The organism is Kitasatospora sp. NPDC053057 (genome assembly GCF_044546945.1).
Taxonomy (GTDB): domain Bacteria; phylum Actinomycetota; class Actinomycetes; order Streptomycetales; family Streptomycetaceae; genus Kitasatospora.
In genome coordinates, this window is record NZ_JBITZP010000019.1 from 86,396 (window position 1) to 102,322 (window position 15,927).

9 protein-coding genes are annotated in these 15,927 nt (G+C 72.7%); all 9 read left to right on the forward strand.

What is annotated here, in order from left to right:
* The first annotated feature begins 208 nt into the window (after window positions 1-208).
* From ACIG5E_RS21140 to ACIG5E_RS21180, 9 genes are read left to right on the forward strand one after another with little or no spacing between them, the layout of a single operon-like run.
* Window positions 209-2,209 (forward strand): hypothetical protein, encoded by a 2,001-nt coding sequence (locus tag ACIG5E_RS21140; protein ID WP_396535448.1) that lies wholly within the window; start codon window positions 209-211, stop codon window positions 2,207-2,209.
* Window positions 2,202-3,872, forward strand: a complete 1,671-nt coding sequence (locus ACIG5E_RS21145; RefSeq protein WP_396535450.1) for a TOMM precursor leader peptide-binding protein — start codon at window positions 2,202-2,204, stop codon at window positions 3,870-3,872. The genes ACIG5E_RS21140 and ACIG5E_RS21145 overlap by 8 nt, the downstream gene beginning before the upstream one ends.
* Before the next feature lie 11 nt (window positions 3,873-3,883).
* Window positions 3,884-5,473 carry a SagB family peptide dehydrogenase gene (locus ACIG5E_RS21150; RefSeq protein ID WP_396535452.1) on the forward strand — a complete coding sequence of 530 codons (1,590 nt, stop codon included), beginning with the start codon at window positions 3,884-3,886 and terminating at the stop codon, window positions 5,471-5,473.
* Window positions 5,473-8,136 carry a lantibiotic dehydratase gene (locus ACIG5E_RS21155; RefSeq protein ID WP_396535454.1) on the forward strand — a complete coding sequence of 888 codons (2,664 nt, stop codon included), beginning with the start codon at window positions 5,473-5,475 and terminating at the stop codon, window positions 8,134-8,136. Before ACIG5E_RS21150 ends, ACIG5E_RS21155 begins: the two co-directional genes overlap by 1 nt.
* A complete protein-coding gene (locus ACIG5E_RS21160; protein ID WP_396535456.1) occupies window positions 8,129-9,115 on the forward strand; it encodes a lantibiotic dehydratase C-terminal domain-containing protein in 987 nt (328 codons plus the stop codon). The genes ACIG5E_RS21155 and ACIG5E_RS21160 overlap by 8 nt, the downstream gene beginning before the upstream one ends.
* A gap of 5 nt (window positions 9,116-9,120) precedes the next feature.
* Window positions 9,121-10,536, forward strand: coding sequence for a nitroreductase family protein (locus ACIG5E_RS21165; RefSeq protein WP_396535458.1), 1,416 nt, complete (start codon window positions 9,121-9,123; stop codon window positions 10,534-10,536).
* Between the two features lie 13 nt (window positions 10,537-10,549).
* The gene (locus tag ACIG5E_RS21170) at window positions 10,550-12,403 is read left to right on the forward strand and encodes a TOMM precursor leader peptide-binding protein (RefSeq protein WP_396535460.1); all 1,854 of its coding nucleotides are present in this window, start codon (window positions 10,550-10,552) and stop codon (window positions 12,401-12,403) included.
* Window positions 12,400-14,802, forward strand: coding sequence for a lantibiotic dehydratase (locus tag ACIG5E_RS21175; RefSeq protein ID WP_396535462.1), 2,403 nt, complete (start codon window positions 12,400-12,402; stop codon window positions 14,800-14,802). The genes ACIG5E_RS21170 and ACIG5E_RS21175 overlap by 4 nt, the downstream gene beginning before the upstream one ends.
* Window positions 14,799-15,905 (forward strand): thiopeptide maturation pyridine synthase, encoded by a 1,107-nt coding sequence (locus ACIG5E_RS21180; protein WP_396535464.1) that lies wholly within the window; start codon window positions 14,799-14,801, stop codon window positions 15,903-15,905. Before ACIG5E_RS21175 ends, ACIG5E_RS21180 begins: the two co-directional genes overlap by 4 nt.
* Window positions 15,906-15,927: the final 22 nt, after the last annotated feature.

Below are 15,927 nucleotides of genomic sequence, written 5' to 3' on the forward strand. Positions count from 1 at the left end.
GACCGCCGGCTACGGCCTCACGGAGCTGTCCGCTTCCGGTGGCGCCAGCAGCTGCTGCTGCTGCTGCCCGTGCTGCTCCTGCACCTGATCCGGTGCTGATTTCCCGGCACATGTGCTCTAGCCGGTGCGTGTTCATCAAAGGGGACCGGGTGGCTCTCGGTCCTTCCTGCTGGCCAGTCATCAATGAGTTCGTAAAGAAGCGGTGGTCATGGGAGTCGATGTCGAGCGGGTACGGCCACGACTGCGCGGGGACGTCTACGTCATGCGCGTTCCGGAGGGTGCGTACATCCGCAGCAACCTGGGCGGGTCGATACTGAAGGGCGCGTCGACCTACGAGTTCATCCAGCGGATCGCGCCGATGCTCGACGGCACCAGGACACTCGGCGAACTGTGCGCCGCCGTGCCGGAGTCCAGCCGCGCCGCGGTGGCGAAACTGATCACGCTTCTGCTCGCCAAGGGATACGTCAAGAACGTGCTGGACGACCGTCCGCACACGCTGTCCGGCGAGCTGGCCACCACCTACGCGGCCAACATCTCATTCATCGAGTACTTCACCGACTCACCCGAACTGCGCTTCGAGACCTACCGCGACAGTTCCGTCGTGCTGGCCGGATCCGGTCCGCTGCTGCAGGCCCTGGCCAACTCGCAGCTGCACGCCGGTGTGCGGACGGTCCCGCTCGCACCGTTCGGCGAGTCGCCGTTCGACCGTGACCGCGTCGAGGAGCACCTGGAGGCGTCACGGGCGCAGGACCCGGAGCAGCGGATCGTCCACCTGGACGCCGACACCGAGCGCCTCGACCTGGTGACCGAAGGCGCCACCATGGTGCTGCACGTCGCCGACCGCCCCATGATCGACCGCGCTCGGCGGTTCCCCGCAGCCGCGGTCGCCGCGGGTGCCGCGTTCGCCCAGGCGGTCGTGGCGGGTGACGAGGCGTGGGTCGGTCCGGTGATCGGCGCAAGCGACGACGCCACTGCGTGGGATTCGGCCTGGCGCCGATTGGTTGCACTCACTTCGGACCTGGTCGGCGCGGACCTGCGGGACCACCCGGAGGTGGCCCCGAGCGAGTTTCTGCGCGGACCCACCGTCGCGCTGGTCGCCAACCAGCTGTGCTTCGCGGCGTTCCGCCACCTCACCGGCATCGACGAGGGCACCGGGGCCGGCGGGGGCAACGGGGCCGACCACCTGGTCCGGTTCGACCTGGAGACGCTGGAGACCTCGAAGCACGCGTTCCTGCCGCACCCGCTCGCACTGCCCGCGGTCCCCGACGACCCGGCACGGCTGGCCGCCCTGGCGGCCGCGGCGCCCGTCGACGACGAGGAACTGGCCCGGCGCGCGGTGGACTTCGTCGACCCGCGAACCGGTGTGTTCGCCGAGGTCACCGAGCGGGACTACGAGCAACTGCCGCTGTTCGTCAGCGAGGTCGTGGTCTCCGACCCGGTCGGCCTGGCCGGCGGTCCGTTCCCGGTCCACGGTTGCGGCGAGACCGTGGTCGAGTCGCGCCAGCGGGCCGTCCGGCACGCGTTCGAGCGCTACGCGGCCGTCATGGTCGACTCCCGCAAGGGCGACCGGCTGCACGGCCTGGACGTGCTGACCGGCGAACCGGTCGCGGTCGACGCCTCGGCGGTCTTCCCCGCGCGGACCGCGGCCTCCGGGAACGACTGGTCCGACGCCGTGCGCGCCGCGGTGGTGGCCGTGGCCAACGGCACCGTGGCGGCAGCCCTGTCCACCGCGACCGAACCGCTGCCACTGCTGGACCTGGACGCCGCGGAGCTCACCACGCGCGCCGAGCGCTACCTGAAGCTGCTGGCGATCGTCGACGAGTCGTTCGAGGTCCACGACCTGTCCGGGCTGCTCGGACTGCCCACGTTCGCGTTCACCACCCCGGCGGGCACGGTCGCGTACGTGAGCGACCTGGACGCCGCCGTGGCGCTGGAGCAGGGGCTGGAGCGGGCACTGCTCGCCTACCAGGCCCGGGCCACGGACCAGCCCGGCTACGCGCCGGCGCCCGTGCCCGAGCTGCCTGGGCACCTGCGCGGGACCGCCGCCCAGGAGGCGGCCGGAGCGTGGCCCCGTTCGGTGACCCTGGAGGAGGTCGTGGCCTGGCTGACCCGGGACGGCGGCCGGGTGGTCGCGGTCCCGCTGGACCACGATGCCGCCCTGGCCCGGTCGTGTCCGTTCGTGGTGCGTGCCGTGGTCGTCCATGGCTGACCAGCCGCAGCTGCTCCTCGAACCACCGCAGGTCCTGCGCGAACCGCAGCAGGTGGTCGTCGGGCCGTGGGCGCCGGGCTGCCCGGAGTGCCTGCGCACGCGTCGCGCCGCGTCGGCATCCGCCGAACGCACCGCCGAGATGGCCGCCGAGGCGCCGGACCGGGAGCTGCCGAGTTTCCTGGCCGACACCGTCGCCGAGCTGGCCTCGGCCCGGCCCGGGGCGCAGCAGTTCTGGATCGTCGACACCGCCACGCTCGCGCTGTCCCGCCACGCCTTCCTCACCGATCCGCACTGCCAGGCCTGTTCGGTGGTGCCGGCCGACACCGAGCAGGGCGCGAAGCCCGACCGCGAGCCGCGGCCCAAGCTGTCGCCCGGGTCGAGCCGGATCCGCCTGCTGGACCGGGACGCACTCCGGGCGACCTACGTCGACGAGCAGAGCGGCCTGATCCCCTCGGTCACCTCCTACACCCAGCACTCGTTCCCGTTCACCGGGGCCGTCATGGCCGTACCCGGTGCCTCGATGGAGCCGGCCGGTTACGGCCGCACCCGGGACTTCGCGTCCGCGTGGTCCATCGCGGTGGCCGAGTCGCTGGAACGGCTCGCCGCGTACACGCCTGCCAAGCGGACCGGAGTCCGGGCCGGCTACGCCGACGTGGCCGATGCCGCGATCGACCCCCGCTCGCTCGGCCTGTACCCCGACGACCGGTTCCTGACCCCGGGCTTCCCGTACCGGAAGTTCACCGAGGACGCGCCGACCGACTGGGTGTGGGGCTACTCCTTCGGCCGCGGCAGGCCGGTGCTGGTGCCGGAGGGCTTCGTCTACTACCGGGCGCCGCTGCCCGCCGGTGAGCGCAGGTTCGCCGGCGAGATCTCCAGCGGCTTCGCGCTCGGGGGCTGCTACGAGGAGGCCGTGCTGCACGGGATCCTCGAAGTCGCCGAACGCGACGCGTTCCTGATGGCCTGGTACGGACGGACGCCCCTGCCCCGGATCAGCCTCGGCACGGTGCCCGACCGCCGGATCCCGCTGGTGGCCGAGCGCATCGAGCGGCAGGGGTACCGGGTGCACGTCTTCGACAGCACACGGGAACACGGGATCCCGTCGTTCTGGACGCTCGCCGAGGACGTCAGCGGAACCGGACGGCCCAGGGCCGTCTCGACCGGCGGCAGCGGGCTGCGTCCGGCCGACGCGATCCTGGCCGCGCTGCACGAACTGAGCCAGACCGTCGAGTACATGACCGTCCTCGCGCTCGATCCGCAGTGGAGCGAGCGGGCCCGGTACCTGACCGACCACCCGGACGACGTCCTGTCGATGGCCGACCACCTGCTCTGCGCAGCCGATCCGGCCACCTTCGACCGGTACGCCTTCCTGCTCGACGCCCCGGTGACGTCGACCTGGCAGCAGGGACTCGAACGCTGGCACTGGCCGAGCAACACCGACATCGGCGCGGACCTCGACGAGGCCGTCCGGCGCTTCGCAGCGGCCGGCATGGACGTCGTCGCCGTCGACACCACCTCCATGGAACACACAGCGGGAGGCTTCAGATGCGTCAAGGTGATGGCACCGGGATCGGTGCCGATGACCTTCGGACACGCGGCCCGGCGGGTGACCGGACTGCCCAGGCTGTCCGAGGTGCGCAATCCGCACCCGCATCCCTTCCCGTGATCGAGGCAACCGTGATCGACGAAACCGTGATCGACCCGGCCGAGACCGGGCACGAGGCCGGCGTGGGCCGGGAGTTCCTGCGGGTCAGCCTGGAGGACCTCGCCGAGGCGATGGAGACCCGGCAGTCGGAGTACGCCAACCCGGACGAGCCGCTGAAGTTCAAGATCTACCGGGACCGGCCCCGACGCGCCCTGACGACCAGGGTGCCCAGGGAGCTGACCGGAGTCGAGGCGCTCGACGAGTCGGCGCTGTCGACGCTGCTGCGCTACGGCTACGGCATCTCCCGGCAGGAGTTCGACACCAACGGGACCTGGCCCTACCACCGGATGGTCGCGTCCGCCCGCTGCCTGTTCGCTGTCCAGCTGTACGTCTGCCTGGCCGACGGCGTCTACCACTACGACGCCCCGCACCACTCGCTGGTGCTGCTGCGCGAAGGGGACCACCGGCAGCTGCTGTCCAGGGCGACCGGAACCGGCGGCACACCGCCGGAGGCCGTGTTCGTGCTCTCCGGACTGTTCTCCAAGGCCGCCTACATCTACCGCGACTACGCCTACCGGCTGTGCACCCAGGAGGCCGGCCTGCTCACCGGCAACCTCGACCTCGTCGCGCGGTCCATGGGCCTGCGGGCGCAGGTGCACCACCAGTTCCTCGACGAGCCGGTCGACAAGCTGCTCGGGCTCGACCCCGACGAGGAGCCGGCACTCGTGGTCCTGCCGCTCCACCTCGCCGGTGCCGACGCCGAGATCCCGCGCCACGCGGTCGCGGAGACGGCGGCGGCACTGGCCGCGACCATCGACCCGATCGAGCCGCACGTGGTCCGCAGCGGACTGGACGTCGCGCAGGCCTGCCCGAGGCTGACGGCGGTCAACCGCGCGTCCCTGCGCACCGACACCGCGAGCTTCGCGACGGCCGAACCCATCCCGACCGCCGTGCCCGCCGTGCCCGGCCGCGAACTGCTGGCCCTGCCCGCGACCGAGGTCCCGGACGCGGACCTGGCGCAGGTGCTGCGGGCCCGCGACTCCGGTCCCGGGATCTTCCGGCCGGTCGCCTCGCAGGTCGACGGACTCGAACTGTGGACGCGGCTGGCGCGGGCCCGCACCGGGGTCAGCAGCGATGCCGTCCCGGCGGGTGCGCCGGTGCCGTTGGAGATCTACCTGACCGTCGGTGACCTCACCGGCGTACCGGCCGGCTGCTACCGGCTCGACCAGGCCACCGGCGCACTGCACCCGGTAGGCCCCGCGGGCCCCGGCACGGACGCCGTCACCGCGATCGAACGTGTCACCATACCCGGACCGGTCTTCAAGGACCTGAACGCCATCGTCCACCTCGTCGTCGACCGCGACTGGGCGTTCGACACCTTCGGTGACCGCGGCTACCGGGTGCTCAACCAGGAGGCCGGGCTGCTCGCACACCGCGTGTGCGTCGCGGCCGCGGCGCAGGGCCTCTCCGGCCGGATCGTCAACGCCTACCACAGCGAGGGAGTGCGCGCGGCGCTCGGACTCACCGAGCAGCGCCACACCCCCGTCTTCCAGATCCTGCTGGCCAGGACCGGACCGGGCGGACGCGTGATCGTGCCCGTAGAGCCGGAGGCGGCGGAGTGATGGACGAGCTGGTGATGGACAACCTGAGGGAAACCGGCCCCGAGCCGGCTCCGTACGTGCTCGGCCCGGCAGCCGTGGTCCGCCTCGCCGGCAGCCCGGTCGCCGCGCTGGAGGGCCTGCGGTGCACGGAGAGCTGGCGCACCGCCACCGGCCTGGTGCCGCTGCGCGCCGAGATCGCCGCAGCGGCCGACGAGTTGTCGAAGCTGCTGCACACCGCGATCGGCGCCACGGGCGGCGGCGAGCGCAAGGCCAGGCTCGTCGCGGTGCGCAGGGCCGTGCACCGCGGCCGCCACGTCGACCCGGCACGTCTGGTCGACGTCCCCGCCGAACTGGCCGCCCCGGTCCAGGAATGGACGGCACGGCTCGCCGAACGCGACCGCCTGCTGGCGGCACTGCCGGGGCAGCTCGAACAGGACTGGACCGCGAGCTACGAGTCCCTGCTCGCCGCCGCCCGGCTGCCCGCGTTCCAACTCGGCCTCGTGCACGCCAACCCGGACATGTTCCTAGCCCTGCGGAAGTGGTTCGACACCGGCCGCGCACCGCAGCGCCAGACCGTGCTGCGCCTGGCGCAGTACCTGGCCCGTTCCGCGGCGAAGACCAGCCCGTACTCCACGTTCACCAGCAGCGGCCTGGCCGCCTGGGGCCGGGCCGAGTCCATCGTCGAGCCGGCCGGGCAGCGGTGCGCCGCGGTGACCGCGACCGAGGTCAGCGTCGGATCGCTGCACCGGATCGCGCGCGCCGTCTGCGAACGCCCGGAGCTCGTCGGCGGCTGCCGGATCCGGACCAACCCCAGCGCCACCGTCCACGACGGCGCCCTGCTGTTCCTGGGCCGCCGACCGGACGAGTACGTGCACAGCCTCGCACTCACCCCGACCCTGCGCCGGGTGCTGGAACTGACCACGCAGGAGAGCACCTTCGACGACCTGCGGGGCACGCTCCTGGCCCTGGCGGCCGACGGGAACCAGGTCGACGTGTTCCTGCGCCGCCTGGTGACGCTGGGCCTGCTGGAGCTGGTCCCGCCGCTCGCCGACCAGTCCGCGGACCCGGTCGCCGACCTGCGCGCCTGGCTCCACCAGCGCCGGCAGCCCGGCTTGGAACGGCTGGACCGGACCCTGCAGGAGATGGCCGAGGCGCTGTCGAGCTACCCGACGATCACCGAACCCGGTGACCGGGTCGCCGTCCGCGACGCCGTGGTCCGCGCACTGGACACCGCCCTGCGCGAGGTCGGTGACCACGCCCACGCCCACAACCCGAAGATGGCCCAGGAGTTCGCCCGGTACAGCTTCTACGAGAACGCGGTGCACCCCGGCACGACGGCCGTGCTGGACCGGGCGAGCTGGCGGCCGCTGCTGGACGACCTCGACGCGGTGCGCACCCTGCTCGGGCTGATCGGCCCCGACCTGCCGTTCAAGCTCACGCTCGGCTCGGTGTTCCGGAGCAAGTACCCGGCCGGCGCGCAGATCCCGCTGCTGGTGTTCTACCGGGACGTGCTGACCGAGCAGTCCGCCGGCGCCGCCCCGGGCCCGGCCGGACGCGGGTCGCGCCTGGCGCACAGCCGGTTCGCCGCCGCGGACGGCCCGGTCGAGGCCGTGCGGGAGCTGTACCGCCTGCGCACCGCCGTCAAGCGGCTGCTGGGCGAGCGGACGCCGGACGCGGACGGCGTGGTCCGGGTCGACGCCGACGAGGTGCGCAAGCTGGCCGAGGAATGGCCGGACTGGGTCCGCACACCGACCTCGCTCGCGGTCTACTGCCAGCTCGCCGACGCCGCCCACGGCCCGGAACTGGTGGTCAACAGCATCGGTTGCGGCTTCGGCCGCGGCCGCAACCGGGTACGGCAGATCCTGGACGTGCTCGACCTGCACGCGGACGTCCCGGACGAACCGGGGCTGGCCGCGGAGCGCGACGACTTTCTCTTCGCCGAGTTCGAGGCCGTGGCCCGCTCCGCCGTCAACGTCAGGAAGCCGGGCGTCGGGCTGGTCGTCGACTACCCCGGTGTCCGCAGCACGCGCGAGGACGACGACCGGCTACCGGTCAACGACCTCCACGTGGAGTGCGGCGACGACGGGCTGCTCGCGCTGGTGTCGCGGCGGCTGGGCAAGCGGATCTGCCCGGTGCATCCGGGCCTCGGCGCCGACCGGCTACTGCCGCCCGCCGCACGTTTCATGATCGAGGCGTTCGGCGAGTCCAACACCTGGTTCGGCGCGCACACCGAGCTCAGGATGACGTCGGACCCGCGCGCGGACGACGGCGTGTTCCACCTGCCCCGGCTGATGGTGGGCAACGTGGTGCTGCGCCGCGCCGTGTGGATGACCCGCGCGGACCGGCTGCCCCGGCGGGCCGACGCCGCGACCGGCGCGGCCTGGATGCTGAAGACGGCCGACTGGCTGGCCGAACACGGCATCCCCGAGCGGTGCTTCGTCACCGTCCTCGACCCGGCCTCCCTCGGCCAGGGCGAGAACGGCCAGGGGCCGAGCAACGACACCAAGCCGAACTACGTGGATTTCGCGAGCATGCTGCTGCTGCTCGGTTTGGAACGCCGGCTCACCGAGCCGAACGCGATCGTGCAGATCAGCGAGATGCTGCCGGATCCCGGCCAGGTCCGCGGCGAGCACGTGGCGGAGTACATCGTGGAACTGAACGAGCCCGGAGTCACCCATGTCTGAGATGTCTGAGCACAGTTGGGTCAGCGCCCACCTCTTCTACCACGGCGACCAGGACGCCGTGATCGTCGGTGTCGTCAAACCCGCCGTCGAGCGGCTGGGCCGATCCGGGCTGGTCGACGGCTTCTTCTTCCTCCGCTACTGGGAGTGCGGCCCGCACGTCCGGCTGCGGGTGCGCACCCGGCCGGAGCACGTCCAGGAGGTGCGCTCGGTCATCGAGGAGACGGCCGCGGAGTTCTACCGCACGTCGCCGTCGCAGTCCCCGCTGACCGAGCAGGGCTACGCCGAGGCCGCGGCCGAACTCGCCGCGCTGGAGCGCATGGCCGACTACGACACGGTGCTGCACCCGGACAACTCGGTCGCGTTCATCGACTACGTGCCCGAGACCGAGGCGTTCGGCACCGGCCGGGCACTGGAGGCCGTCGAGAAGCAGTTCATGGCGTCCAGCGTGCTGGCGGTCGAGCTGATCGCCCGCGGTCGGACCCCGGGGCAGCGCGCCATGGACGCCTTCTCCATGCTGGCCGCCAACCGCACGGTCTTCACCGGCATCCTGCCCGAACTTGCCTACCAGGCAAGGTTCATGGTCGAGAGCGGCAGCGCCGGGGCGGAGCTGCTGGGATCGCCGGACTTCGAGCGGCACTTCGACGCCAACCGGGCCCAGCTGCGCGCCGGTCTGGAGACGGTGTGGGCGGCGACCCGGGGAGTGGCCCTGCCGGACGCGTCCGTGGCCGGCAGCTGGCTCAAGACCGTGCGGGAGGCCAACGACACCCTGGTGGAACTGGAGTTGCTGGGGCGGCTGGACGCCTACCCCGACTTCGAGGCGCCGGCCGACGTGCTGCAGCACATCAACCACCTGGTCCCGCAGCTGATCGTGGAACGGTGCACGCACCTGATGTGCAACCGGCTCGGCATCAGCCTGGCCCAGGAGTCCCACCTGCGACTGCTGCTGACCAGGACCGCCTTCGACCTGTGCGCGGTGTGATCCCCATGAGCGACGAGGCGACCCGCTACCAGGACAGCGTGCACACGCCGACCGAGGTGGCGAACCCGGAGGCGTACCCGCCCCGGCTGGTCAAGAGCTACCCGGGCGCACCGCGGCACCCGCTGCCCTGGCCGCCCGAGAAGTCCGGACACCGGCTCGGCAGGCGGCTCGCCGAGCTGGGCGGCATCACCCGGTCCCAGTGGCTGACCCCGCTGGACATGCTGCCGTTCACCGACAGCTTCGAGGCCATCCCGGACGACGATCCGCTGCAGTGGCTGGTGACCCGCCGTCCGACGCCCTCGGGGGGTGCCCGGTACAGCGCCGAGTGGTACGTGATCGCCGGGCCCGACTCGGACGTGCCCACCGGCGTCTACTACTACGACCCGGCACGGCACGACCTGGTGCGCCTGCGTTCGGGCGACTACCTCGGCTGGGTGGCGTCCCGACCGGCGACCACCGTCCTCGTGCAGACCAACGTGTTCTGGCGGCTGGCCGCCAAGTACGGCGAGATGTACTACCGCCTCGCCTGCCTGGAGGCCGGGATCCAGGTGGCCCAGGCGCTGGTGGTCGCGGCCGACGAGGACGCCACGGCCCGGCTGTGCTTCCCCGACGCCGACCTCACCGAACTGCTGGGGATCGACCCGAGGGCGGAGGGCGTGCACGCCGTCGTCGAGCTGGTCGCGCCGGTGCCCGCCGCCTTCGAGGGGCCCTCGCTGTCCGCCTTCCCGCAGGCCTTCGCCGCACATGCGGCCGTGCACCGGCAGAGCCGGCCCGCCCCCGAACCGCTGCCGTCCGCACCCCCCGGGGAGGCCGAGCGGATCAGCCTGCCGCAGGCGGCGGTGGACCTGCGGGCCGGTACGCGGACCCGGCACGCGGCCATGCGAGGCTTCAAGGGCGAGACCATGTCGATCGGCACGCTGGCCACGATCCTCACTGCCTACGGTCAGCAGGAGCGCTGGGACCTGCCGGCCAACCTGGTCGAGTTCTACTGCGTCATCGCCGACGTGGCCGGCGTCCCGGACGGTGCCTACCGCTACCTTCCCGACGAGCACCGACTGGAGCTGGTCGGCGAGGGCGACCCCCGTCAGCGGCTGCGCGAAGCCGCGCTGGCCGCGCTCACCCAGCAGGGCGCCCGCACGGCGAACGTGTGGCTGCTGCCGGTGGGCGACGCCGAGGCGGCCGAGGAACGGTTCGGCCCCCGCTGGTACCGCGTGCAGCAGGCGGCCGCCGGCGCCGCACTGCACCGGGCCTGCCTCGCCGCCGCCGCCGTCGACGTGGCCGGCCGGATCCAGAACGACGTGCTCACCCACCTGCTGGACGCCTGGTTCGGCCTGGACGGGCGGAAGCGGAGCCTGCTGATGGCGCAACTGGGCACCGAGCACCCCGCCGGGCTGCGCCCCGAGTTCCGGCTGACCTGGTGAGGGAGAACGACTCGTGAGCGACACCGTACTCGGCGACGGCCTGCTGGCCGACGCCATCGCCCGGCGCCCACCATCGATGTTGGTGGTGGCGCGGGACAGCTGGGACACCGGCGACTGGACCGCGGCGCACGACCGGGGCGAGCCCTGGCTGCCGGTGTGGACCGAACTCGACCGGGTCGTGATCGGCCCGCTGGTCCGGCCCGGCGAGCGCGGCTGCGTCTGGTGTGTGCAGACCTGGCGCTCCAGCGCGCCCGAACGCGAGCCCCGGACGGGCGAACTGCGCGAGGACGACCGGATCGCGACCAGCCCGTCGGCCTGGCTGTCCGGCTTCGCCGCCGAGGCCGTGTGCGACGTGGTGCACGCGGGCGCCGCCACGGACTGCTGCTGGTACCTCGACCTGCGTGACCTGTCGCTGACCCGGCACGCGTTCCTCCCGGACCCGCTGTGCGCGGTCTGCGGCGCGCTGCCCGAGGACACGGCGGCGCGGGCCGCGATCGTGCCCCTCGCCCGGCCCAAGCCCCGGGCCCGCTCCAGCCGGATCCGCGAACTCTCCGAGTCCCGGCTGACCGAGCTCTACGTGGACGCCCAGACCGGGGTGGTCGCCCCGCCCCGCGGCATGCGCGACTCGATGGTCCCGCTGACCGAAGCGGTCCTGGCCGAGTACGGATACCGGGGCGAGGCGGGGTTCGGGCGCACCCGCGACTTCGCGTCCAGCCGGGCCACCGCGGTCGCCGAGGCACTGGAACGGCTCGGCGGCCAGTGGCCTTGGGGCAAGCGGACCACCGTGCGCGGCAGCTACGCGGAACTGGCCGGCGACGCCCTGGATCCGCGGTCGCTCGGACTGCTCGCCCCGGAGCGCTACCTGGAGCCGGACTGCGCCTACCAGCCGTTCACCGAGGACGCCGTGGTGGACTGGGTGTGGGCGTACTCCTTCGGCCAGGCCCGGCCGGTGCTCGTGCCGGAGACCCACGCGTACTACCGGACGCAGTTCCAGCCGGGGGCCCGGACGGACAAGCCGTTCACCTTCGAGATCTCGAACGGCTGTGCCCTCGGCGGCTGCGTCGAGGAGGCGATCCTGCACGGGATCCTGGAGGTCGTGGAGCGCGACGCGTTCCTGATGACCTGGTACGCCAGGTTGCCCGTTCCCGAGGTGGACCTCCGCCGGGCGCCGGATCCGCGCATCGGGCTCCTGGTGGAACGCATCGAGCACACCGGGCGCCGGGTGCGGGCCTTCGACATCACCCTGGCCGAGGGGATCCGCGCGTTCTGGGTCCTCGCACAGGACACCACCGGTGACGACACCCGGCCGAAGGTCGTCTGCACCAGCGGCTCGGCGCTGGACCCGGTCGCCGCCGTGCTCACCGCCCTCGGCGAACTGGCACCCATCGTCGAACAGGAACAGGCCAGGTACCCGGCCGAGGCCGAGCGGGCCAGGCGGATGGTGACCGACCCCGACCTGGTGCGGATCATGACCGACCACTCGCTGTGCAACGCGACGCCCGAGGCCTTCGACCGCTTCTCGTTCCTACTCGACGGCGACCGCCTGATCGGCTGGGACGAGGTGATCACCCGCAGCCCCTGGCCGCTCCACACCGACCTGCGGGACGACCTGACCCTGGCCGTCGACCGGATGCTGGCGGGCGGCATGGACGTCGTGGTCGTCAACCAGACCTCGCCCCTGCACGAGGCCGCCGACCTGCACTGTGTGAAGGTGATCGCGCCCGGCGCCCTGTCCATGACCTTCGGCCACCGCAACCGGCGCACCGCCGGGCTGCCCCGGCTGCGGGAGGTGCCCCACCGGCTCGGCCACGCGCCGCGCCCGTTGACCGACGACGACCTCAACCCCCACCCCCACCCGTTCCCATGACCGCCCACGCCATCACCTTCGGAGTACGCGTCGCGGGCCTGCCCGCGGACGTGGTCGAGCGGCTCGTCGACCACCGGCTGCGGCGCGAGCTGCTCGCGCTGTCCCGCGTGGCGGCCGAGCTGACGGCCGGCGCCGCGGCGCTGTCCGAGCGCTGCCACGCCGTGATCGGCGCGCTGGAAGACCCCGTGGCCAAACCCAAACTGGTCGCGCTGCGCCGGGCGGTGCATCAGCTGCGTGACCCGGCCCGGCTGCTCGCCGAGCCCCAGGTCGCCGCCGCCCTCGGCGACGAACTCGCCGCCGACGTCGCCGAGTTCGGCCGCAGGCTGGGCCGGTACCGCGCCGACCGGGCGCAGCTGCCGACCGTGCTGGCCGAAGCGACCAGGGCCGTCGACGCCGGCCTGCGCGAGATCCGCGCGGATCCCCGGTTCGACCAGGGCCTCGCCCACGCCAGCCCCACCCTGTACGAGGTGCTCGGCCGCAGGCCCGGGCGGCAGGAGCTGATCCGGCTGGCTGTCTACGCCGCCCGCGCCGCCGTCAAGACCAGCCCGTTCAGCACGTTCACCGCCAGCGGCCTCGGCCGGTTCGTCCCGGAGGGGCCTGCCCTGCGGTGGGCCGCGACCGAGCAGGCACGATCGATCGTCGAACTCGACCTGTCGGTCCTCACGCCCTTGGCCGCCGGCTCGACCGGGGCGACGGTCCGGGTCAACCCCAGCGCGCGCCTCGTGGCCGACACCGTCAGGTTCCTCGGCCCGGCACCGGCGGAGGAACTCCTCACCGTCCCGCTGACCCCGCCGCTGCGGCACTGCCTGCGCGCCGCCGCCGGCCGCCCGACGCTCGCCGCGCTGACGGCCGGCTTTCCCGCGCCGCCGGAGCAGGCGGCCGGATACCTGCGCTCACTCGTGACGAGCGGACTGCTCCTGGTCGAGCCGGACTTCGACGACCACGGCATCGATCCGGTGCGGCAGTTGGCCGAGCGGGTCCCCGCACTGGTGCCGCTCCGGGAGGGTCTGCGCGCGTACGGCAGCTCCAAGGGAGCCGACCGGGTCGTGCTCGGCGCCGCGCTCCACGAGCGGCTACGGGACCTCGGTACCACGGCAAAACTGCGGGACGTGGTGACCGAGCAGTCGGTGATCCCCGGAGTCGTGGTCGAGGCGGGCCTGCCGTCCTGGCAGGACGCACTGGACGACCTGGCCCTCGCCTGCCGACTGCTCGCGGTCTTCGACTGCACGCTGCCGTTCAAACTGGCGATCGCCGCGTTCATCCGGGAGCGCTTCGGCGCGGAAGCACCGGTGCCGTTCGACCGGTTCTACGCCGAACTCCTCCGCGACGGACACGAGGCCAGGCGGCTGCACCCTGCCGCGGTCGCCTTCGACATGACCGGGCTGACCGCGACCCTGGCCGCCAGTCCGGTCGCGGAGGTGCGCCACCTGGTGGACCTGGTAGCCGAGGTCCGGCGCGCACTGCCGGACCGTCAGCGGATCGAGACGGTGCTCCGCGCGCTGCCGGCCTGGGTGCGACCGGTCGGCTCGGTCGCCGTGTACGCCCAACGCGACGGCGACCAGTTGATCGTCAACGCGGTGAACTCCGGATTCGGCCGGGCCCGGTCGCAGGTGCGCCGACTGCTGCGCCACGTCGCGGACGACCCGCTCCCGGTCGACGCGGTGTACCCGGGCACACCGACGTACGCGGAGTTCACCCATACCCTCGCCACCTCGCTCAACCAGCGCGAGCCGGCCCTGCCGGACCGGCTCGACTACCCGCCGCCCGCCCGGCTGACGGTCGGCCTGGACGACGACGGACTGCCGGCCCTGTACGACGGCGGATCGGTCGTCCGTCCCGTCCACGGCGGGCTCTCCTACGAGCGGCAGTTCCCGCCGGTCATGGCCTTGCTGGTCGAGGCGTTCGGCGAGAATCCGCTGCTGCTGCGGCCCGACCAGCCGTTGCAGCACGACGCGGGCGCCGGGAACGGGCAGGGCCGGGTCCTGCACGCGCCGCGGCTGAGCATCGGGCACGCGGTGCTGCGGCGAGCCACCTGGGTGGCCCAGCCGGGGACGCTGCCGCGCCGCGCGGCCGGTCAGTCCGACGCGGACTTCCTGCTCCTGCTGACGACCTGGCTGACCGAGCACGGACTCCCACCGCGGTTCTTCGTGTCCGTGCTGCCGACAGGCGTCGTTGCGGACGGGTCGGTCGCGGGCGACCGCAACCGCAAGCCGATGTACGTCGACATCGGATCACCACCACTCGTCCTGGCCTTCGAGCGACTGGCCAGGGATCCGGCAACCGCGGCGGTGTTCCAGGAGGTCACGCCAAGGCCCGAGGCGGCGCTCACCGATCACCAGGGGGTGCCGAGAGTGACCGAATACGTCATCGAGCTCAACTGCCGAGGAGACCAGGGATGACAGAGACCTTGTGGCGCACCGTGAACGTGTTCCACCACGACCAGGACCGCACCGATCTGCTGCTGGACGCGGTACGCCCGTTCATCGCGGAGGTGGCCCCTTCGGTGCGCCGTGTGTACTTCCATCCGCACTGGCGGCGCGGGCCGCACGTCCGCATCCCGATCCAGGCGAGCCCCGAGGTCTTCGACGGCGTCGTGGCACCGGCCGTGGGCGGCGTGCTGGAACCGTACCTGCGGGCACACCCGTCGACGGTCCTGCTCGACGAGCAGGCCGCGCACGCCGAGCACGCCCGCCTGGCCGCGCAGGAGTGCGAACGCGGGCCGCTGACTCCCTGGGCGCCCAACAACACCGTCGAGACCGAGCCCTACGACCGGCGCCAGTACGTGCTCGGCGGACCGGCCGCGGCGGACCTGCTCGCCGACTACTACGTCGACACCAACGACCTCGTGTTCGACGTCCTCGACTGGATCCGCGGCGGCGGCTCGAAGATGGCCCTCGCGGTGGACCTGTTCATCGCGGCGGCGAACCGCTTCCTCCCGCCGGTGACCTACGGCTACATGTCCTACCGCGGACACGCCGACGCCTTCCTGGCGAAGAACCCCGACGGCCTGCGCGTCCGGTTCGACCAGGTCTACGAGGCCAACGCCGGGACCTTCCGGCAGCGGGTCGTCGAGATCACCGGCGCCGCGGACTACCACGACGTCGTGCCGTTCAGCGACCTCCTCGACACCCTGCTGCGCTACCGCAACCAGGCCGACGGGCTGATCGGGACCGGCGAGTTGGCGCTCGACACCGACGCGAACGGCGACCCGGAGGCCTGGGGCTCGACCTGGAACGCCTGGTCGGACCGCAGCCCGTTCCACCGGGTGCTCGGCGACCACCGGACGGCGGCCGACCAGCTCGGCGGCTGGAACACCTTCAAGCAGTACCGGGTCGTCCTCAACTGGATGTACCTCAACATGTACCGGCTCGGCATCGGCGAGCTGGAACGCAACCTGATCTGCCACCTGGTCTCCCGGGCCGTCGAGGACGTGCACGGAGTGGCCGCGATGGACCGCATCGAGGACCTGATCGGTTTCGTCGACAGCGGCGGACGGCTGTGACCGTCCCACGCACCCGAGGAGG

What these genes read in the sequence shown, in the direction of transcription:
- ACIG5E_RS21165 (WP_396535458.1), top strand. Translation starts at nt 9,121, where the DNA reads ATGAGCGACGAGGCGACCCGCTACCAGGACAGCGTGCACACGCCGACC.
- ACIG5E_RS21175 (WP_396535462.1), top strand. Translation starts at nt 12,400, where the DNA reads ATGACCGCCCACGCCATCACCTTCGGAGTACGCGTCGCGGGCCTGCCC.
- ACIG5E_RS21145 (WP_396535450.1), top strand. Translation starts at nt 2,202, where the DNA reads ATGGCTGACCAGCCGCAGCTGCTCCTCGAACCACCGCAGGTCCTGCGC.
- ACIG5E_RS21160 (WP_396535456.1), top strand. Translation starts at nt 8,129, where the DNA reads ATGTCTGAGATGTCTGAGCACAGTTGGGTCAGCGCCCACCTCTTCTAC.
- ACIG5E_RS21180 (WP_396535464.1), top strand. Translation starts at nt 14,799, where the DNA reads ATGACAGAGACCTTGTGGCGCACCGTGAACGTGTTCCACCACGACCAG.
- ACIG5E_RS21140 (WP_396535448.1), top strand. Translation starts at nt 209, where the DNA reads ATGGGAGTCGATGTCGAGCGGGTACGGCCACGACTGCGCGGGGACGTC.
- ACIG5E_RS21155 (WP_396535454.1), top strand. Translation starts at nt 5,473, where the DNA reads ATGGACGAGCTGGTGATGGACAACCTGAGGGAAACCGGCCCCGAGCCG.